Origin of the sequence: Streptomyces coelicoflavus (assembly GCF_045041415.1) — a bacterium.
Lineage (GTDB): Bacteria > Actinomycetota > Actinomycetes > Streptomycetales > Streptomycetaceae > Streptomyces > Streptomyces coelicoflavus.
Genome location: NZ_CP108218.1, coordinates 3,878,890 through 3,896,635, shown reverse-complemented (window position 1 = coordinate 3,896,635; position 17,746 = coordinate 3,878,890). Strand labels below are relative to the sequence as shown.

At 70.7% G+C, this 17,746-nt stretch carries 19 protein-coding genes, 1 tRNA gene and 2 pseudogenes; 6 read left to right on the top strand and 16 right to left on the bottom strand.

Going from position 1 to position 17,746, the window contains the following annotated elements; translation table 11 throughout:
* Positions 1–19 precede the first annotated feature (19 nt).
* Positions 20–823, top strand: a complete 804-nt coding sequence (locus tag OHA99_RS17110; RefSeq protein ID WP_405696499.1) for a response regulator transcription factor — start codon at positions 20–22, stop codon at positions 821–823.
* Positions 816–1,889, top strand: coding sequence for a sensor histidine kinase (locus tag OHA99_RS17105; protein ID WP_405696497.1), 1,074 nt, complete (start codon positions 816–818; stop codon positions 1,887–1,889). The genes OHA99_RS17110 and OHA99_RS17105 overlap by 8 nt, the downstream gene beginning before the upstream one ends.
* 22 nt (positions 1,890–1,911) lie before the next feature.
* Here the strand turns inward: OHA99_RS17105 and OHA99_RS17100 are convergent, their stop codons facing one another.
* From OHA99_RS17100 to OHA99_RS17075, 6 genes and pseudogenes are all read right to left on the bottom strand, one after another.
* Entirely contained in the window at positions 1,912–2,487 is a 576-nt protein-coding gene (locus OHA99_RS17100) for an SLATT domain-containing protein (protein WP_282879418.1), read from the bottom strand.
* Positions 2,488–2,643: 156 nt separating this feature from the next.
* Complete coding sequence (locus OHA99_RS17095; protein ID WP_207627925.1) at positions 2,644–3,411, bottom strand: SDR family oxidoreductase; 768 nt, start codon at positions 3,409–3,411, stop codon at positions 2,644–2,646.
* 78 nt (positions 3,412–3,489) lie between these two features.
* Positions 3,490–4,068, bottom strand: coding sequence for a TetR/AcrR family transcriptional regulator (locus OHA99_RS17090; protein WP_054102393.1), 579 nt, complete (start codon positions 4,066–4,068; stop codon positions 3,490–3,492).
* A gap of 99 nt (positions 4,069–4,167) precedes the next feature.
* Positions 4,168–5,127: a hypothetical protein gene (locus OHA99_RS17085; RefSeq protein WP_405696494.1), complete on the bottom strand. Its 960-nt coding sequence runs from the start codon at positions 5,125–5,127 to the stop codon at positions 4,168–4,170.
* A 217-nt stretch (positions 5,128–5,344) separates the two neighbouring features.
* Entirely contained in the window at positions 5,345–5,560 is a 216-nt protein-coding gene (locus tag OHA99_RS17080; protein ID WP_381497759.1) for a DUF397 domain-containing protein, read from the bottom strand.
* A pseudogene (locus tag OHA99_RS17075) lies at positions 5,517–5,900 on the bottom strand (Scr1 family TA system antitoxin-like transcriptional regulator); the annotation flags it as partial. The gene OHA99_RS17080 and the pseudogene OHA99_RS17075, both read right to left, overlap by 44 nt.
* Here OHA99_RS17075 and OHA99_RS17070 point away from each other — a divergent pair.
* Positions 5,897–6,085, top strand: a pseudogene (locus OHA99_RS17070) (ATP-binding protein); the annotation flags it as partial. The pseudogenes OHA99_RS17075 and OHA99_RS17070 sit on opposite strands and share 4 nt — an antisense overlap.
* Positions 6,086–6,142: 57 nt before the next feature.
* Entirely contained in the window at positions 6,143–6,973 is an 831-nt protein-coding gene (locus tag OHA99_RS17065; protein ID WP_381497757.1) for a hypothetical protein, read from the top strand.
* 32 nt (positions 6,974–7,005) lie between these two features.
* On the opposite strand, the gene OHA99_RS17060 is transcribed toward OHA99_RS17065, so the two are convergent.
* The 5 genes from OHA99_RS17060 to OHA99_RS17040 form a co-directional block, all read right to left on the bottom strand.
* Complete coding sequence (locus tag OHA99_RS17060) at positions 7,006–7,710, bottom strand: nucleotidyltransferase domain-containing protein (protein ID WP_153178704.1); 705 nt, start codon at positions 7,708–7,710, stop codon at positions 7,006–7,008.
* Between the two features lie 55 nt (positions 7,711–7,765).
* Positions 7,766–8,131 (bottom strand): hypothetical protein, encoded by a 366-nt coding sequence (locus tag OHA99_RS17055; RefSeq protein ID WP_405696492.1) that lies wholly within the window; start codon positions 8,129–8,131, stop codon positions 7,766–7,768.
* Positions 8,132–8,251: 120 nt separating this feature from the next.
* Positions 8,252–8,325 (bottom strand) — tRNA-Pro (locus tag OHA99_RS17050).
* Between the two features lie 67 nt (positions 8,326–8,392).
* Entirely contained in the window at positions 8,393–9,139 is a 747-nt protein-coding gene (locus OHA99_RS17045; protein ID WP_405696490.1) for a Pr6Pr family membrane protein, read from the bottom strand.
* 173 nt (positions 9,140–9,312) lie between these two features.
* Positions 9,313–10,242 (bottom strand): metallophosphoesterase, encoded by a 930-nt coding sequence (locus tag OHA99_RS17040; protein WP_153178701.1) that lies wholly within the window; start codon positions 10,240–10,242, stop codon positions 9,313–9,315.
* Positions 10,243–10,362: 120 nt separating this feature from the next.
* On the opposite strand from OHA99_RS17040, the gene OHA99_RS17035 reads away from it, so the two are divergent.
* Positions 10,363–10,827, top strand: a complete 465-nt coding sequence (locus tag OHA99_RS17035) for a GatB/YqeY domain-containing protein (RefSeq protein ID WP_087790088.1) — start codon at positions 10,363–10,365, stop codon at positions 10,825–10,827.
* A gap of 147 nt (positions 10,828–10,974) precedes the next feature.
* Here OHA99_RS17035 and OHA99_RS17030 read toward each other — a convergent pair whose 3' ends face one another.
* The 3 genes from OHA99_RS17030 to OHA99_RS17020 all read right to left on the bottom strand — a co-directional run bounded on the left by OHA99_RS17030 (position 10,975) and on the right by OHA99_RS17020 (position 14,441).
* Complete coding sequence (locus OHA99_RS17030; RefSeq protein ID WP_228126153.1) at positions 10,975–11,265, bottom strand: response regulator transcription factor; 291 nt, start codon at positions 11,263–11,265, stop codon at positions 10,975–10,977.
* Positions 11,266–11,450: 185 nt separating this feature from the next.
* The gene (locus OHA99_RS17025; protein WP_366472289.1) at positions 11,451–11,957 is read right to left on the bottom strand and encodes a hypothetical protein; all 507 of its coding nucleotides are present in this window, start codon (positions 11,955–11,957) and stop codon (positions 11,451–11,453) included.
* 207 nt (positions 11,958–12,164) lie between these two features.
* A complete protein-coding gene (locus OHA99_RS17020) occupies positions 12,165–14,441 on the bottom strand; it encodes a transglycosylase domain-containing protein (protein ID WP_405696487.1) in 2,277 nt (758 codons plus the stop codon).
* A 460-nt stretch (positions 14,442–14,901) separates the two neighbouring features.
* Here OHA99_RS17020 and wblA point away from each other — a divergent pair, with 460 nt between their 5' ends.
* Complete coding sequence (gene wblA / locus OHA99_RS17015) at positions 14,902–15,240, top strand: transcriptional regulator WblA (RefSeq protein WP_042826659.1); 339 nt, start codon at positions 14,902–14,904, stop codon at positions 15,238–15,240.
* Between the two features lie 28 nt (positions 15,241–15,268).
* Here wblA and OHA99_RS17010 read toward each other — a convergent pair whose 3' ends face one another.
* Positions 15,269–16,729, bottom strand: a complete 1,461-nt coding sequence (locus OHA99_RS17010; RefSeq protein ID WP_405696484.1) for an ArsA-related P-loop ATPase — start codon at positions 16,727–16,729, stop codon at positions 15,269–15,271.
* Complete coding sequence (locus OHA99_RS17005) at positions 16,726–17,703, bottom strand: ArsA-related P-loop ATPase (RefSeq protein ID WP_042826662.1); 978 nt, start codon at positions 17,701–17,703, stop codon at positions 16,726–16,728. The genes OHA99_RS17010 and OHA99_RS17005 overlap by 4 nt, the downstream gene beginning before the upstream one ends.
* Positions 17,704–17,746: the final 43 nt, after the last annotated feature.

The following is a 17,746-nucleotide window of genomic DNA, read 5'->3' as shown; positions in this document are numbered from 1 at the left end:
GGCTCGTAACCTCGACGGCATGCGTGTGCTGATCGTCGAGGACGAGCCCTATCTGGCGGAAGCGATCCGCGACGGCCTGCGCCTGGAAGCGATCGCGGCCGACATCGCCGGAGACGGCGACACCGCGCTGCGACTCCTGGACACCAACGCCTACGACATCGCCGTCCTCGACCGCGACATCCCCGGCCCGTCCGGTGACGAGGTCGCCGCACACATCGTCGCCTCCGGCAGCGGCCTGCCGATCCTCATGCTCACGGCGGCCGACCGCCTCGACGACAAGGCCTCCGGCTTCGGACTCGGCGCCGACGACTACCTCACCAAGCCGTTCGACCTGCGGGAGCTCGCGCTCAGGCTCCGGGCCCTGGACCGCAGGCGCGCCCACAGCAGGCCGCCGGTGCGGGAGATCGCCGGTCTGCGCCTCGACCCGTTCCGCCGGGAGGTCTACCGGGACGGCCGCTACGTCGCGCTGACCAGGAAGCAGTTCGCGGTGCTCGACGTGCTGGTCGCCGCCGAGGGCGGTGTCGTCAGCGCCGAGGAACTCCTGGAACGCGCGTGGGACGAGAACGCCGACCCGTTCACCAACGCCGTCCGCATCACCGTCTCGGCCCTGCGCAAGCGCCTCGGCGAGCCCTGGATCATCGCCACGGTGCCGGGCGTGGGCTACCGCATCGACACGGGACCCGGACCCGGACCCGGCACCGGACCCGGACCCGGCACCGGACCCGGACCCGGCACCGGACCCGGACCCGGACCCGGCACCAGGCCGGACACAGGACCTGCGGCAGGCCCCGACCCGGGGCACGGCGGCGGCGACCGTGGGTAGGCGTCCCGGCCTGAGCGTCCGCCTCAAACTCACCCTCAGCTACGCCGGTTTCCTCATGCTCGCCGGTGCCCTGCTCCTCGCCGCGGTGGGCGTGTTCCTCCTGCAGCAGGGCTGGTTGCTCACCAACGAACGGGGGGCGGTGCGAGCGACCCCGGGCACGATCTTCCTCCGCGACTTCGCCCCGACGGCAGCCGCGGTCATGGTGTTCCTCCTGCTCTTCGGTCTCCTGGGCGGATGGATCCTCGCCGGGCGCATGCTCGCCCCGCTGGACCGCATCACCCAGGCCACCCGCACGGCCGAGGCCGGCTCGCTGTCCCACCGGATCCGGTTGCCGGGCCGCAGGGACGAGTTCCGCGAACTCGCCGACGCCTTCGACACGATGCTCGCCCGCCTCGAAGCCCGCGTCGCCGAACAGCAGCGCTTCGCGGCCAACGCCTCGCACGAGCTGCGCACCCCGCTCGCCGTCTCGAAGGCCCTCCTCGACGTGGCCCGCACCGACCCGGACCAGGACACCGGCGAGCTCATCGACCGCCTCCACACCGTGAACACCCGGGCGATCGACCTCACCGAGGCCCTGCTGCTGCTCAGCCGGGCCGGTCAGCGTTCCTTCACCCGGGAGCAGGTCGACCTGTCCCTGCTGGCGGAAGAGGCCACCGAGACCCTCCTGCCGCTCGCCGAGAAGCACGGCATCGCTCTCGAGACCGGCGGCGACGTGACCCCCGCCTCCGGATCGCCGACGCTCCTCCTGCAACTGACCACGAACCTCGTGCACAACGCGATCGTCCACAACCTCCCCGGACACGGCAGGGTCCGCGTCCACACCACCTCCGGCCCGCACACCGCGCTGCTCACCGTCGAGAACACCGGTGAACGGATCAGCCCCCGGCAGGCCGCGACCCTCACCGAGCCGTTCCAGCGCGGCACCGAACGCGTCCACACCGACCACGCGGGCACCGGCCTGGGCCTGGCCATCGTCGCCACCATCACCGAGGCCCACGACGGCATCCTCACCGTCACGCCCCGCGGCGAGGGCGGCCTTCGCGTCACGGTGCAACTGCCCGGGTGAGGGTCGACCGGGCCCGGTGCCGTCACTCCTGTGAGCGCTCGGCGGGGGCCTGGAGGGGCTGGTACGGGACTGCTGCGGTGAGGGGAGTCCGGCTCAGGCTGCCCCAGTTGCTGGCGTCCTGGCTCAGCGTCGCGTCGAGCAGTTCCATCGCTTCCCGCGCGATGAGCTGCCGGTCGTCGCCCGAGGCCTCCCGGCGCTCGACGTTCCTTATGATCCGCTGGAGTTCCGCGAGTATCAGGCTCCGCTGCTGCCACAGCTCGTGGTGGCGCATGAGGCCGCTCCACGCCGAGATCACCCCGACGACGCCGGCCACGGCGGTGCTCGCCAATCCGAGCCAGGCGGCGTAGTCCCGCCAGGCCGCGACCGCCACACCGAGCACGGCGATGAGTCCGTTCAGGGCGGCGATCCCCACGGTGGACCGCCGGGCCTTCTTCTTCATCAGCTCACGGGTGCGCGTGTATTCCTTGCGGAAGTGACTCAGGTAGTGGGTGGTCACTCCGAGCGCGTCCGAGTCCGCCGGGGGCGGCTCCATCGGCCGCATACCGGTGAACTTCTGCTGTCCGTCCGCCTGTTGCCCCACACCGGTCCGCCGCCTCATGCCCCGGATCCTAGCCGCGACGCCTCCGGCACGGCGCGGGCCGGGACTGGCCGAGTCCGCCCGTCGGATCGGGCTACGAGGAGCCGCAGGCCCAGCTCCGCCACGGGCGCCCCCGTCCAGTGCCGGGGGGGCGCGCCCGTGGGGGTGGGGTGCGGATCAGAGCTGGGAGCCGCCGCCGTCCACGGGGAGCTCCGCGCCCGTGGTGAAGGTGGCCTCGAAGGCGAGGAAGGCCATCGTCCGGGCCACCTCCTCCGGGGTGCCCATCCGCCGCATCGGGTTCTCGGCGGCCATCTGCGCCTTGGTCTGCTCGGCGGCCTCCTTCGGCATCGACTTCTCCAGGATCCCGGAATCGATCGGGCCGGGGCTGACCGCGTTGACGCGGATCCCGCGCGGCAGCAGTTCCCGGGCCAGGCTGCGGGTCATCGAGCGCAGTGCGGCCTTGCTCGCCCCGTAGGCGCTCAGCGCGGGGATGCCCAGCACGTTGGCGACCGACGTGGTGAGTACGACTCCTGCCCCGTCGGCCAGCAGCGGAACGAGCTTCTGCACCGTGAAGTAGGGGCCTTTGGCGTTGATCGTCAGCAACTGGTCGAAGAGCTCCTCGCCCGTCTCCTCGAACGGCGCGAAGCCGTTGACGCCCGCGTTGGCGAAGAGCGCGTGGACGGTGCCGAACTCGGCCTTGACCCGGTCGGCCAGCGCCTCGATGTCGTCCAGTGAGGAGGCGTCGCTGCGCACCGCGAGGTGCCCGGCACCGAGTTGCTCGCGGGCGGCGTCCAGTGCGGCCCGGTCCCGGCCGGTGATCAGCACCCGGGCGCCCTCGTGCGCCAGGAGCTTCGCGACGGCCAGGCCGAAGCCGCTGCTGCCGCCGGTGACGACGACGTTCTTGCCCGTGTACGTGCCCGTGTAGTTGTCCATGTGCTGGCTCATGTTCTGCTCCAGCTCTTTAACTCGAGGTACAGAATTTCGGTATGGCAACCCCCGGCAGTGCCGGGGGGTGGGGGTGGATCAGAGGGAGTCGACCGTCGCGTCGATCACCCGGGTGAGTCGGTCCGGCCCCTGGGCGACGCGGGCCACCAGGCGCATCCCGACGACGGTGTTCATCAGCATGCTGCCGAGGGCGGCGGGGTCACGCCCCGGGTCGATCTCTCCCGCCCGTTGCCCCTCCGCCGCCAGTGCCTGGAAGGCCTCCTCGGTGCGGTCGAGCATCCGGCGGAGCACCTCCGCCGCCTCCTGGTCGACGCCGGCCCGCTCGGCCGTGGTGTTCACCGCCAGGCAGCCTCGGTGGTCCGGGTCGGCCAGGTCCATCTCGGCCAGCGCCGTGAGCGCCCCGCGCAGCCGCTGCTTCACCGGGCCCGGCTGCTCCAGCACCTCGATCAGTGCCTCGGTCTGGCTGTCCCGGTACCGACGCAGCGCTCGCAGGAAGAGCGCCTGCTTGCTGCCGAACGCGTTGTACAGACTCCCCTTTCCGATGCCGAGCGCGTCCACCAGGTCCTGGGGGGTGGTGGCGGCGTACCCCTTTCGCCAGAACACCTCCATCGCCTGGTCGACGGCGATCTCCGGGTCGAACTCCTTCGGTCTTGCCATGTCCCGACTGTAAGCAATTCTGGACCTGCAAGTCAAGAACGGGCCTGGGTGACGTTCCTCGAACGACTCGAACCTGTCGACCACATCCCGCCCACCGGCTCAGCCGGCCGCGCGCAGGCTCTCCCCGACCAGGTGGTCCCGGCAGCTCCGGCAGTGTCCCGGTTCCTGGGCGCGGAAGGCGCGCTCGCAGCCGTCGCAGGTCTGGAACGGCAGCACGGCCGGGCGCTCGACGGTCGGTGGGAGAGGCGCCAGGGGTGGCACGGGCAGCGGCGTCTCCCGCAGGCGGAACGCGAGGAAGCTCGCCGGGCGGGCCCGGAAGCGGTCGGGAAGCCGTACGGTCAGCAGCTCGGTGATCTCGTGCGCTCCCACTCCGGCCGCCAGCCACTCGGTCACGGCCGGCGCCAAGCGGGCGGCCTCCCGCGCGGACAGGACGAGCCGGGGGTCGATCCGACGCAGGGCGGTCAGCACGGCAACCGCCTTCGGATCGGCGTCGCCCAGTGCGGGCACCGGGCTTTCGGTCTCCTCGGGGGCGGGAGCGGGACCGGGAGCAGGCGCCACCTCACGCAGAGGAGAAGCGGACTCACGCACGACGGGCCGCTCCCGGGGTCCCCGGGCCCGGGACCGGGGCGGCGTCGGCGGCTCGGGCGGGCCGTCGGGACCGTCGGGACCGTCCGGACCGTCCGGACCGTCCGGACCGTCCGGACCGTCGCCACCGGGGACGTCGTAGAAGTACGTCCGGGTACGGATCTGCCCGGAGGCCAGCCGCTCCCGGCGACGCTCCAGGTAACCGGCGGCTTCCAACTCCCGCAGAGCACGCGAAATCAGGATCTCGCCCTCGCTGAAGTGCTCGCACAGGGCGGCGATGGACACAGGGGCGCCGGTGGGCAACGACAGGATGTACACGGCCACGCCGACCGTGACCGCGCTGCCGCGCCGCTGGGCGAGGGTGTTGGAGACCACCGTGAAGTCGGCGGTGAGCCGGGTGCGTAGGTGGATCACGCCGGAGGTAGGTGCTCCGGCGTCGGCGCGCAGGCGCGCGTTAGACTGCGAGTCAGCCATCGGGAAGCTTCTTCTTCCTTGATCGGTCAGGCCCGCGTCCGGGACGGCGAATCCTGGGCGTGGGCCGCTCTGTTGCAGGTCGTTGGTGTGCTCTTGCGGTGAACGTAACGGCCCGAATCCCGCACCCGCAAGCCAGTCACTCGCACGGGTGACACGCGCGCACCGGCGCGGGGAGGGTGGGTGGGCGGGTAGTTCTTTCCCCGGTTCTTTGGGGAGGTCAGTGGCCCACCGGCACCTCGCGAACGAGGCACCGGCGGACCCGGGCAACCGCTGTCGACCGGCACCCGGTTGACTCAGCGGCGGCGCGGCGACCACCTTGGACCCCGCTTATGAACGCGGTCCAGGAGCCGTCCCCGAAGGAGACGACGGGCCCGCCCGGAACCTTGCTGTCACGAACGGGCACGACGCCCGTGACCCCGTCGGCGACCTCCACGCAGTCGCCGCCCTCCTGATTGCTGTAGCTGCTCTTGCGCCACGCGACGCCGTTCGGATCGGGAAGGAACGTTCGCTTCACGGTTGTAGCCCTCCATCGCGGACCGGATCATGTCGAGTGACATGACTGTGGGCAGGGCATCCGCCCGGAGCCGATCGTAAATCCCGGAGAAGTGCCTGACCTCGGCCGGTTCCTCGACGAGTTGGCCGTAGTGCGCGCCCTCCGTGTAGGCCACCTCCGAGCCGTCCGGCAGCGTCAGAACCGACAGCGAACCACCCAACGCGTCGTGCCCGCCCTGCTCGAACGGGAACACCTGCACCCTGATGTGCGGCTCCGCCGCCAGAGGGGGAGTCGGGCCGGGGACTGCTTCTGGTGGACGTCCTGGCCCTCCGCTGGGGCTGGGCACCGCGCAAGCCGCTGGGGAAGACGGTATGGGCAGAGCTGCCCCTGAACCGGCGGAGGGGACGACGCCCGACCCGGGCCGGACGTGAGCGCCACCCGGCGAACCGGATGCCGAACGTGTGATGTGTACGCGCCGCTCTATAGTCACTTGCGGACCACAATCGTCGGGGGGCGGAATACATGCGACGTACAAGATCGCTGCTCACGGTCGTTCTGCTGAGTGCGGTCGGCGTGCTGCTGCTCGGCGCGTGCGGGACGCTTCGCGCCGGTTCCGACGGTGCGGCGACCGCGACGGGGCCGACGGAGCCGACGGGGCCGACGGAGTCGACGCGCTGGCAGACGTTCGCGCCGATCGGGGTGACCGCCGCCCGGCTCGCGGGCGACCGCCGTACGCTCAGCGTCGACGTCGAGGTGCCCGGCCCCGGGAAGACGTGCGCGCGCGACCTGAAGGCGGTCGTCACCGACACGTCGGACCGTACCGTGTGGGTGCAGGTGACGTACTCCGCCCCGGCGGGCGACACCCCGCGCGCCGACTGCCGTACGACCGCCACGGCGACGGCGGAGGTGCGGCTGCCGTCCCCGCTCGGCCACCGGGTCCTGTCCGTGGACAACTTCACGGCGTTCACGGCGGACGACGCCGCCCCGCCCCACCTGCGCCTGTGCGGCGAACTCGGCTGCCACCCCGCGCCCACCGGCTGCACCCCCGCCTCCTACGACCAGGCGGTGACGGCTCTCGACGTGCCGAACCACACCTCCCGCGGCGATGAGCACTGCGACGGGAAGTGGCTGGTGTTCGACGTCTCCTCGCGCATGGGCCCGGCCTGCCCCGAGGGCGCCGGTCCCGGCTGCGGGGCGAGCCTCGACGACCGCTGGTTCTTCCGGGCCGAGAAGTCGGGCTGGAATCCGATCGCCCGCGGTACGAAGGGCGGATGCACCGACGTACACGCCATCGAGCCCGCCTTCCCGTCCGCACTGTGCGCCGGCCTCCCCCCGCTCAAGAGGTCGAACTAGGCCCCGCCCCGGGCCCCTTCGGCGAACGCCCGTCAGGGAGTTCCAGCACGCTTGTAGCCGACCCACAACCGGCCGCCGGCCCGCTCGAGCACCTCGTCGACGACGGTCACGAGGGGTCCCACCCTCCCGTCCAGCACCTCCCGCAGACCGTGGTGGAGGCGTGTGCTGAGCCCTGGCGCGGTCGTCTCGAGACGGCGTGCCAGCCACTTCCCACCGCCGCCCCAGGATCCGGCGACCGCCAGCCCCAGCTCACCGGTCCGACGGACCAACTCGGTCGCGATGAACAGCCGCTCGCTCGGGTCGTCGCTTCCCGCGAGGTCGTCCAGGAGATCGGTGATGGCGTAGCGGCGGTCGTCGATCTCTTCCGCCGACACCGGTGGTGGTCCTGCGGCGGTCAGCTTCCGGGCGTGCGCGGCGAGGCGCGCTCCGAGTCCGTCGGTGTCGAAGAGCAGCAGCCCGGCGGCACACATCCACAGCAGCGGCGACTGGCGCGTGGGCAACTCCCGTTCGATGTAGGCGTGCCACGTCGCTTCGGTGTGCACGAACATCTCCACCGGCCAGTCGGCGTACTGGAGGCTCTCGCGGTAGGGGGCCGGGGCTCCGTGGAGCAGCACCACGACGTCGAGGTCCGACGTCGCCGTGTGGCGGCCCGTCGCGACGCTGCCACCCAGGAAGGCGGTACGTGCTTCGGGGTGCTGTTCCTCTACGACGGCGCGTGCGGCTTCGATCGCATCCATGCGCCAACTATCGGCACTGGGCCCGCCGCGCGCACGCTCTTTCTCGGTCCGCCGGTCAGCGGACGATCTTCCGTCCCGCTTCGGTGAGGGTGAGCGTGAGGCACCCCAGCCACGTGCCGGAGCGCGGATACTCCCACTTCTCGGCGTCCGCCAGGACAGCGGCGAGGTCCTGCTCCGGGACGGGCGGACCGGGCTGCTCCCCGAGCGTGCCGTCCGGCGCTGACCAGGGCACGAGCCGGCACACCTCGATCCACCCCCGCTCGACGAGGGAAAGGAGGACCGGGACGAGTGCCGAGGAGGGCCCCGAAACCAGCGGCTCGTCCAGGTCACCCCGGACACCGGGGAGGATGTCGATCTCGGTGGCGTTGATCACGAACGCGTGTTCGGCGGAGGGCAACTGCTCTGTCGCTGGATAGGGCACGTGCGGAGTTTCGCAGCTCTGGAGAACGACCTCCTCGGCGCGGGTACTCCTGCCGCCCCCGCAACCACTCAGGGGCCCGACCCGCTAAGCGGATCAGGCCCCTGAACTGGTACTTCACTGTCGGGGTGGCGGGATTTGAACCCACGACCTCTTCGTCCCGAACGAAGCGCGCTACCAAGCTGCGCCACACCCCGATCGTCGCTGCTCGTCGCGGCGACGTCGTTTACTTTAGCCCACCGCTGGCCGGAGACGAAATCCGGTTTACCGGGGGCGGCGGTGCGGGTTCGGGCGGGCGTGGTCCAGGGCGACGAGGAGTACGGCCAGGGCGTACAGGGCGAGGCCCACGAGGAGGGCGTTGCCGAGGACGATCTTGTAGCCGTGCCGGCCCACGTCGAGGAAGGGGTAGAGGTAGCGGTCCTGGGCGCCGGACGGGAGCAGCTCGCCGCGGGTGAGGGAGAAGGCCAGGTAGGCCAGGGGGTAGAGGAGCCACACCGGGGCCTGGCGCAGGTGCAGTCGGCCGGGGGCGGTGAAGAGGAGCCAGTCCAGGGCCGCGGCCACCGGCACCGCGATGTGGAGGATCTGGGTCGCGGCGGTCTGCCAGGACGTGGCGTCCGGCGCCGTGAACAGGGGGGACTCGCCCGCCGGGACGAGGTGCTGGACCAGGCCCGCGGCGACGACGAAGAACAGTGCCGCTCCCGTGAGGGCGCCCGGCAGGGGGTGGTGGGCGGACCAGGAGCACCGGGCGGAGGCGAGCATGACCAGTGCCAGCAGGATGCCGCTCTGGACCGTGAAGTGGCTCAGCGGAGTCGTGGGCGGACCGCCGGCGGTGAGCAGCTCGATCGCCACGCCGGTCAGGGCCAGCAGCGCGATCGCGCCGCGGTAGACGGCGACCAGGCGACGGCGTGCCGGGATCAGCACGGCGCGGGCCGGTACGACGGTGGGCGGCAGGACGACGTGGCCCGGGATCGGGGGGAGGTCCGGGAGGTCCCTGGGTATCGGGGCTGTCATGGCCTCAACGTAGACAGACCGGACATCGCGGGCTATGTGGGTGGGCCGTGTGGGTTACCCACTCGTCCCGGGCCCCCGGGGTTGCGTGTCCTCCGCTCCGGGTTCCCCCCCCCGCTTCCCGGCGCCCGTGAGCCCAGCCCCAGCCCCGGCCCCGGGACTGAGGCCGGGGCCGGTCAGTCCTCCCGGCCCACCAGCGTGAGCAGCGTCGCCTCCGGCGGGCAGGCGAAGCGGAACGGGGTGTAGCGGTTGGCGCCGCAGCCGGCCGAGACGTGGAGGTAGGACGTGTGGCCCCCGGAGGTGTGCGTGGACAGGCCCTTCACGCGGTCGGTGTCCAGGTCGCAGTTGGTGACCAGGGCGCCGTAGAAGGGGATGCACAGCTGGCCGCCGTGGGTGTGGCCGGCGACGATCAGGGGGTAGCCGTCCGCCGCGTAGGCGTCCAGGACGCGCAGGTACGGGGCGTGGACCACGCCCATCGAGAAGTCCGCCGTGTCGGACGGGCCGCCGGCCACCTCCGCGTACCGGTCCCGCTTGATGTGCGGGTCGTCCAGTCCCGTCAGCTCGACCGACACGCCCTCGATCTTGAGCGAGCCGCGGGTGTTCGTGAGGTTCTGCCAGCCCGCGGCGTCGAAACCGTCGCGCAGGTCCTCCCACGGGTTGTGGACGGCGCCGACGACGGGCGGGTTGCCGTTGAGGCCGTGGCGGCCCTGGACCTTCTCGAGGAGGTACCGGGCGGGGTTGCGGGGCCGGGGGCCGTAGTAGTCGTTGGAGCCGAAGACGTAGGCGCCCGGGAACTCCATCAGGGGGCCCAGGGCGTCCAGGACCTCGGGGATGCCCTCCGGGTCGGACAGGTTGTCGCCGGTGTTGAGCACGAAGTCGGGGCGCAGCCCGGCCAGCGAGCGCAGCCAGCGCTGCTTTCCCCGCTGCCCGCCGACCATGTGGATGTCGGAGACCTGGAGCACCCGCAGAGGACGCATCCCGGACGGGAGGACGGGGACGGTCACCCGCCGGAGGCGGAAGGCACGGGGCTCGATCCCCGCCGCGTAGATCAGGCCGGCGGCGCCAACCGCCGTGACTCCCAGGGGTACTCCGTATCGCGCGCGCATACGTCCATCGTGTCAGAAGCGGAAGAGAAGCGGCGCTGGGAGGCCTCCGCGCGGAGGCCTTCGCCGAGGGCGCGGAAATCGGCGGGCGCCGGTCCTCGCGCACCTGCGACAATCAGGTCCATGACCACGCTCAAGGCGAAGCTGCACGACGACCTCAACTCCTCCATCAAGGAGCGCGACGAGCTGCGCTCCTCGACGCTCCGGCTGACGCTCGCCGCGATCACCAAGGAGGAGGTCGCCGGAAAGGAGAAGCGGGAGCTCTCCGACGACGAGGTGCAGAAGGTGATCACCCGCGAGGCGAAGAAGCGCCGTGAGGCCGCCGAGGCCTTCGCCCAGGGCGGCCGCGCCGAGCAGGCCGAGCGGGAGAAGGCGGAGGGCGAGGTGCTTGCCGCCTACCTGCCGAAGCAGCTGTCCGACGACGAGCTGGACGCGATCGTCGCGCAGGCCGTGCAGGAGGCGAAGGCGGCCGGCGCCGAGGGGCCGCGGGCCATGGGCGCCGTCATGAAGATCGTGAACCCGAAGGTGGCCGGGCAGGCCGAGGGCGGCCGGGTCGCCGCCGCGGTCAAGAAGCTCCTGGCCGGCTGAGCACGCACCGACGGCCGGAACGCGTCGCCGCGAAGATCCGCTCCTGGAGCGAGGCCCCGGGGGCGGGGCGGGTGTGGCCCCCCGACGTGGCGGAGTCCTCCCGCCGACGCCGGGACGACCGCTACCGCTGACCGGCCGGTCGGCTCTTCACGCGTTGCGAGAGGGTGTCCGCTGCGACGGACGCCCTCTCGACTCGTTCGGCGGACGCGCGGGGCGCAGCAGGCCGAGCTCCTGGGCCCGCGCTCCCAGCGCCACCCGCCCATTGGCCCCCAGCTGCTCCATGAGCCGCTGGACCCTGCGCTGTACGGTGCGGTGCCCTACGCCGAGTCGCCGGGCGATCGACGCATCGCTGAAACCGGCGTACAAAAGGTTCAGAATCCTTTGCTCATCGTCATCGACGGTGTAAAGGTCGGCACAAGGGTCCGGTCTGGCGGTCAAAGAAACCCCGATGTCATGCGCGGCTGTTAGGCGTACCTCATTTTAAATGAGCTTTGACGTTCCGGGAAGCTGAATAAATGCGAGAAGGGTGAACAAAAGGGCGGAACGATGGTATTCCATCCTTCCGCCCGAGGCCCGCCCGGCCGTCACGGTGACGACCGTCACGGTGACGACCGTCGGCCCGCTCAGTACCAGGGAGTGCAGCTCTGGTCGCCGGACGGGTCCTCGACACAGGCCCGCATCATGTGGGTCGAGGGATTGTGGTACATCGGCGTGCGGGTCCAGTAGTAGTTCGTTCCGCTCGGAATCTTGGCGGTCCAGCCCGAGGCGCCGCCCTTCGTCAGCCCGAGCCGCCAGTAGCACGTGGACTGGTCCTTGGTGCACCGCTGGACGTACACGTTCCAGTTGCTCGCCCCCGATCCGCTGATGTAGTGCAGCCGCGCCCAGCTGTACTGGTCACCGTCGGTCTTGCCCCATCGCAGCTCGTACAGGAAGGAGCTGCCGAGCTGGTAGGGGCCGTACGGGCTGACCGGTCCGCTCTGCCACGACTGGATGTTCGGATCGTGGCCGTCGCAGCCGAAGCCGTAGCACGCCTGGGCTCTCGCCTGGGCCGAGCCGGGGATCATGAGGACCAGGGCGAGCGCGCTGAGCAGGGCGCCGAACAACACACGGATTCGTGGGCGGGTTTTCATATTCCCCTCCATGGGCGGACAGCAACGGAAAGGCACCCCGGGAGGGCGCCAGGCGTGACTATGTCACGCCTGGTCACGCATTCGGAATGTCTCTTTCGAGGGCTGGCGTAATCACGTCGAATACGTTTGCCGTCCAAGAAAATGGTCCCTCCCCCGTCGTGGGGAAGGGACCATCTCGTGCTGCCCGCGCGCCTGCCGGCGGGTGGCTCAGCGGCGTCCGCCCGGCCCGTTGCCCGGGCCCTGGATCAGGTTGCCGCCGGGGAAGCCGCCCGGCCCGCCGTCGCCGCCGTCACCGGTGCCGCCGTTGGTCAGGCCGGCGATGAAGCCCTCGTCGCCGTTGTTCCCGTCGTCGGGCTTGTCCTTGTCGCGGTCCTTGTCCTTGTCTTTGTCCTTGTCCTTCTTCTTGTCCTTGTCCTCGTCCGGGATGTCGATGACGTTGAACGAAGGGGAGCCCTTGCCCGCGAGGGCGCCGGTCATGGCGTCCTTCCAGATCGGACCGGGAACCGCGCCACCGAAGACGAGGGGGTGGTAGACGCCGCCGATCGTGATGTTCTTCATCTGGACCTGCTGCGAGGCGCTGCCCACCCAGACGGCGCCCGACAGGTTCGGCGTGTAACCGACGAACCAGGCGTTCTTGCGCTCGTCGGTCGTACCCGTCTTGCCGGCGTTGTCGCGGTCCGTGAGACCGGCCGCCTTGCCTGTACCGGAGTCGACCACGCCGCGCAGCAGGGTGCTCACCGTGTCCGCGGTCTTCTCGCTCATCGCGCGGGAGCAGGTGGACTTCGGCACGTCGAGCGACTTCTGCTTGTTGCCGATCTTCTGGGTGATCGACTCGATCACGATCGGCGTGCAGTACATGCCCCGGGAGGCGAAGGCGGCGTACGCGCTCGCCATCGTCAGCGGGGCCACGCCCTTGGAGCCGAGGGAGACGGCGGGGACCTCGGGGAGCTTCTCACCGTTGCCCTGCACCACGTGCAGGGCGTCCGCCATCTCCATCACCGGACACAGGCCGATGTCGGCCACCATCTGGACGAAGTAGGTGTTGACCGAGAGGGCCATCGCCTCCTTCAGCCGGTACGGGCCGACCTCCGACTCGCTCTCGTTGGGGACGGTCGCGCCGTCCGTGTTGAGCCAGGGCTTCCCGCTGCACGTCTGCACGGGCTCGGGATAAGGCATCTCGTACGGGGACGAGTACTCCTGGGTGGCCGGGCGCCCTTCCTCGAGCGCGGCCGCCGCGACGAAGGGCTTGAACGTCGACCCCGTCGGGAAGCCGTAGTTGGAGCCGCCCATGCTGTGGTCGACCGAGTAGTTGATCTCGGTCTCGTTCTTGCCGTAGCCGTACGGCTTCGTCTGGCCCATCGCGAGGACCTTGCCGGTGCCGGGCTCGACCAGCGTGCTCGCGGCGGCGACCGAGTCCGACTGGTTCACGTGGTCCTTGAGCGACTGCTGGACCGACTTCTGGGCCTGCGGGTCGAGCGTCGTGCGGATGGTCAGGCCGCCCTGGTTCCACACCTTCGCCCGGTCCTTGCGGGTCTTGCCGAAGACCTTGTCGCTCAGGAACACCTCGCGCACGTAGTCGCAGAAGAAGCTCGCGTTCTTCACGGCCGTGATGCAGCCGTTCTTCGGCTTGCTGACCTTCAGCCCGAGCGGTGCCTTCTTCGCCTTCTCGGCCTCGGCCGTGGAGATGTCGCCGACCTGGGCCATGCGGTTCAGGACGATGTTGCGCCGCTTGGTGGCCTCCGCCTCGTCGTTGACCGGGTCGTACCGGCTGGGCGACTGGACGATGCCGGCCAGGAGGGCGGCCTCCTGGACCTTGAGGTCCTTGGCGTGCTTGGAGAAGTAGCGCTGGGAGGCGGCCTCGACGCCGTAGGCCTGCTGGCCGAAGAACGTGATGTTCAGGTAGTTCTCGAGGATCTTCTTCTTGCCCAGCTCCTCCTCGACCTGGATCGCGAGCTTCAGCTCCTGGATCTTGCGGCCGATGGTCTGCTGGGTGGCCTGGGCGACCTTCGTCGCGTCGTCGCCCGCCTCCTCCACGAAGACGTTCTTGACGTACTGCTGGGTGAGCGTGGAGGCACCCTCGGAGACCTCACCGCTGCGCGCGTTCTTGTTGAGGGCGCGCAGGACGCCCTTGAGGTCGATCGCACCGTGCTCGTAGAAGCGCGAGTCCTCGATCGCGACGATCGCCTTCTGCATGTACGGCGAGATGTCCTTGAGGTCGACCACCGTCCGGTCGCGCGAGTAGACCGTGGCGATGGTGCCGCCCTCGGCATCGAGGATGGTGGTGCGCTGGCTCAGCGGGGGAGTCTTCAGGTTGGCCGGGAGGGCGTCGAAACCCTCCACCGACCCCTTGGCGGCCAGCCCCAGCGCGCCCACAGCGGGCAACGCGATGCCGGCCAGCACTGCTCCCGCGAGCACACTGACACCGAGGAACTTGGCGGCCTGCTGCGTTGGCGACAGACCACCGCCCGAGCGCTTCTTTGGCATGGAGGCAGCCTACGTTCTCATTCGCCGGACACACGTATATGCCTTGGCCTAAGCTGCACTCAACTGTCACAGCAGTGAGGCCACGTATCAATACGTCCGGCGACCCCGAATCGTTCCGGATCCGCTCGAATCTTTTCCGAGAGGCCCCGCTGGGGAGCGCGTTGGTGCGTACCGGCGCGTGCCGCGGCGTGTGGGGTGCGTGTCCGAATCCGCCTCGTGTGTCAATCGGTGTCCGTTGTGGCGCAACAGAGATGACCTGTATGTCGGGATCGTCGCGCATGTCGCCAGCTCACTCCCCCGGGTGATCTGCCGCTTACCCATAGTCCGTTCGGGCCATTCAAGATTGGGCCCGAAGGGGGTGTTGCGCTGTGCCCACCTTCCGTAACGTCCTCAACTGGCGGCGGTGAATATGCCGCTGCCGCCGTGGGGGAGCCTCGATTCGGGAGAGGACGGCGCCGGTATGGGCTGGGTAACCGACTGGAGTGCGCAGGCCGCCTGCCGCACTACCGATCCGGACGAACTGTTCGTTCAGGGAGCAGCGCAGAACAGGGCCAAGGCGGTGTGCACCGGATGTCCGGTGCGCACCGAGTGCCTGGCCGACGCGCTCGACAACCGCGTCGAGTTCGGCGTGTGGGGAGGCATGACGGAGCGGGAACGCCGCGCGCTGCTGCGCAGGCGGCCCACCGTGACCTCCTGGCGCCGGCTCCTCGAGACGGCGCGGACGGAGTACGAGCGGGGGGCCGGGATCCTGCCCCTCGAGGACGACGAGGTGTACGAGAACTACGCGGCCGTGGGCTGAGCCCCGGGCCCGGGGGACCGAGGCCCGATCAGACGCCCGGCCCGGGCAGCTCGGGCCGGCCGGTCGCCAGGCGTTCCCCGATGTCCCGCAGTCCCGCGAGGTCGTGCACGTCGCCGGGCAGCGCGGCCACCTCGGTGACCGCCACCTCGGGATGACGTGCGGTGAAGCGGTCACGCGTGCGCTGCTCCCGGGCGAGCAGGTGCATGCGCTCCGCGTGCAGTCGCAGCAGTCCGGCGGTGAGCGCGTCGACGGACCGCTCCGTCGCCTCGGGAGCCGCTGTGCCGACGGCCGCTGTGTCGTTGGCCGCTGTGCTGTCGACTGCAGTGCTGTCGGCCGCCGGGTCGGGAGCCGGTCGTTCGGTGGCCTTCGGTGCGGAAGCCTCCGGAGAGGTGTCGGGGGCCTGCTCGGCGGGAGCGGAACCGGCCGTTCCTGAACTGCCTTGTGTGCCGGGGGAGTTGCCGGGGTCGGTACGAACTCCAGCTTTCCCGCCGTCCTGATCCACAATGCGGGGATCCTCAAGATTTTCCGCGGCGGCGAGCGCCCGCTCGGCCGACAGACCGTCGGCGCCGCTGCCGTGGACCCGGTTGAGCACCAGACCGGCGAGCGGCATGTCCTCGGCCGCCAGCCGCTGCACGAAGTACGCGGCCTCGCGCAGGGCGTCCCGCTCCGGGGCCGCGACCACCAGGAACGCGGTGCCGGGCGCCTGGAGCAGCTTGTACGTCGCGTCCGCGCGGGTACGGAAGCCGCCGAACATCGAGTCCATCGCGGCCACGAAGGTCTGCACGTCCTTGAGGAACTGCCCGCCCAGCACCTTCCCCAGGACGCCGGTCATCATCGACATGCCGACGTTCAGGAACTTCATGCCCGCCCGGCCGCCGACCTTCGCGGGGGCCAGCAGGACGCGGATCAGCTTGCCGTCCAGGAAGGAACCGAGGCGCTTGGGCGCGTCGAGGAAATCCAGCGCCGAGCGGGACGGCGGCGTGTCGACGACGATGAGGTCCCACTCGTCCTTCGCCCGCAGCTGCCCCAGCTTCTCCATCGCCATGTACTCCTGCGTGCCCGCGAAGCCCGCCGAGAGCGACTGGTAGAAGGGGTTGCCCAGGATCGCCGCCGCCCGCTCGCGGTCCGCGTGGGACTCGACGATCTCGTCGAAGGTCCGCTTCATGTCGAGCATCATGGCGTGCAGCTCGCCGCCCGCCGCGTCGTCGACGCCCTTCACCCGGCGCGGGGTGTTGTCGAGCGAGTCGATGCCCATGGACTGCGCGAGCCGCCGGGCCGGGTCGATGGTGAGGACGACCACCTTGCGGCCGCGCTCGGCCGCGCGCAGGCCCAGGGCCGCCGCCGTGGTCGTCTTGCCGACCCCGCCGGAGCCGCAGCACACCACGATGCGGGTCTGCGGGTCCTCCAGCAGCAGGTCGACGTCGAGCACGGGCGCGGCCGCCAGCCGCCGCGCCCCCTCCCGGTGACGGGCCGGCTCCTCCGGACTCATGCGATCCCCTGCTTCCGCAGCTCGGTGGCCAGTTCGTACAGGCCCGCCAGGTCCATGCCCTCCGCGAGGAGCGGCAGTTCGTGCGTCGGCAGACCCACCTCGCCGAGGACCGCCCGCTGCTCCTGCTCCAGCGTGTACCGCTCGGCGTACTCCCCGGCCTGCGCGAGGAGCGGGTCCACCAGCCGCTCGGCGTGCCCGCCCCGCCGCGCCCCGCCGAGCCCGGCCCCGGACAGCGACCGGGCCAGCGCCGTGCGCGGTGTCTCCCGTACGCGTTCCAGATCGGTGGCGTCCAGCACCTGGGGCCGGACCATGTTGACGACGACCCGGCCCACCGGGAGCCGTGCCGTGCGCAGCTCGGCGATGCCGTCCACGGTCTCCTGGACCGGCATCTCCTCCAGCAGCGTCACCAGGTGCACCGCGGTCTCCCGCGATTTCAGCACCCGCATCACGGCCTGCGCCTGATTGTGTATGGGGCCGACCTTCGCGAGCCCGGCCACCTCGTCGTTCACATTGAGGAAGCGCGTGATGCGGCCGGTCGGCGGGGCGTCCATGACGACGTAGTCGTACACGAACCGCCCCCGCTTGTCCTTGCGCCGGACCGCCTCGCACGCCTTGCCGGTCAGCAGGACGTCCCTGACGCCCGGCGCGATGGTGGTCGCGAAGTCGATCGCGCCGAGTTTCTTCAGAGCCCGTCCGGCGCTGCCCAGCTTGTAGAACATCTGGAGGTAGTCCAGAAGGGCCAGTTCGGCGTCGATGGCGAGGGCGTACACCTCCCCGCCCCCGGGAGCGACGGCGATCTTCCGCTCCTCATAAGGCAGCGCCTCCGTTTCGAAGAGCTGCGCGATGCCCTGGCGACCCTCGACCTCGACGAGAAGCGCGCGCTTCCCCTCGGTGGCCAGGGCCAGCGCGAGGGCCGCGGCCACCGTGGTCTTGCCGGTACCGCCCTTGCCGCTGACGACCTGGAGCCTGCTCACGTATTCGAGCGTAACCAGTCCGCGCGCCGAGTACGCCGGTGGC

Bases quoted from the DNA above. Each gene is read 5' to 3' on its own strand.
- OHA99_RS17020 (WP_405696487.1), bottom strand. From the start codon at position 14,441: ATGCCAAAGAAGCGCTCGGGCGGTGGTCTGTCGCCAACGCAGCAGGCC.
- OHA99_RS17040 (WP_153178701.1), bottom strand. From the start codon at position 10,242: ATGCGCGCGCGATACGGAGTACCCCTGGGAGTCACGGCGGTTGGCGCC.
- OHA99_RS17090 (WP_054102393.1), bottom strand. From the start codon at position 4,068: ATGGCAAGACCGAAGGAGTTCGACCCGGAGATCGCCGTCGACCAGGCG.
- OHA99_RS17035 (WP_087790088.1), top strand. From the start codon at position 10,363: ATGACCACGCTCAAGGCGAAGCTGCACGACGACCTCAACTCCTCCATC.
- OHA99_RS17110 (WP_405696499.1), top strand. From the start codon at position 20: ATGCGTGTGCTGATCGTCGAGGACGAGCCCTATCTGGCGGAAGCGATC.
- OHA99_RS17095 (WP_207627925.1), bottom strand. From the start codon at position 3,411: ATGAGCCAGCACATGGACAACTACACGGGCACGTACACGGGCAAGAAC.
- OHA99_RS17025 (WP_366472289.1), bottom strand. From the start codon at position 11,957: ATGAAAACCCGCCCACGAATCCGTGTGTTGTTCGGCGCCCTGCTCAGC.
- OHA99_RS17010 (WP_405696484.1), bottom strand. From the start codon at position 16,729: ATGAGTCCGGAGGAGCCGGCCCGTCACCGGGAGGGGGCGCGGCGGCTG.
- OHA99_RS17100 (WP_282879418.1), bottom strand. From the start codon at position 2,487: ATGAGGCGGCGGACCGGTGTGGGGCAACAGGCGGACGGACAGCAGAAG.
- wblA (WP_042826659.1), top strand. From the start codon at position 14,902: ATGGGCTGGGTAACCGACTGGAGTGCGCAGGCCGCCTGCCGCACTACC.
- OHA99_RS17060 (WP_153178704.1), bottom strand. From the start codon at position 7,710: ATGGATGCGATCGAAGCCGCACGCGCCGTCGTAGAGGAACAGCACCCC.
- OHA99_RS17085 (WP_405696494.1), bottom strand. From the start codon at position 5,127: ATGGCTGACTCGCAGTCTAACGCGCGCCTGCGCGCCGACGCCGGAGCA.
- OHA99_RS17065 (WP_381497757.1), top strand. From the start codon at position 6,143: ATGCGACGTACAAGATCGCTGCTCACGGTCGTTCTGCTGAGTGCGGTC.
- OHA99_RS17045 (WP_405696490.1), bottom strand. From the start codon at position 9,139: ATGACAGCCCCGATACCCAGGGACCTCCCGGACCTCCCCCCGATCCCG.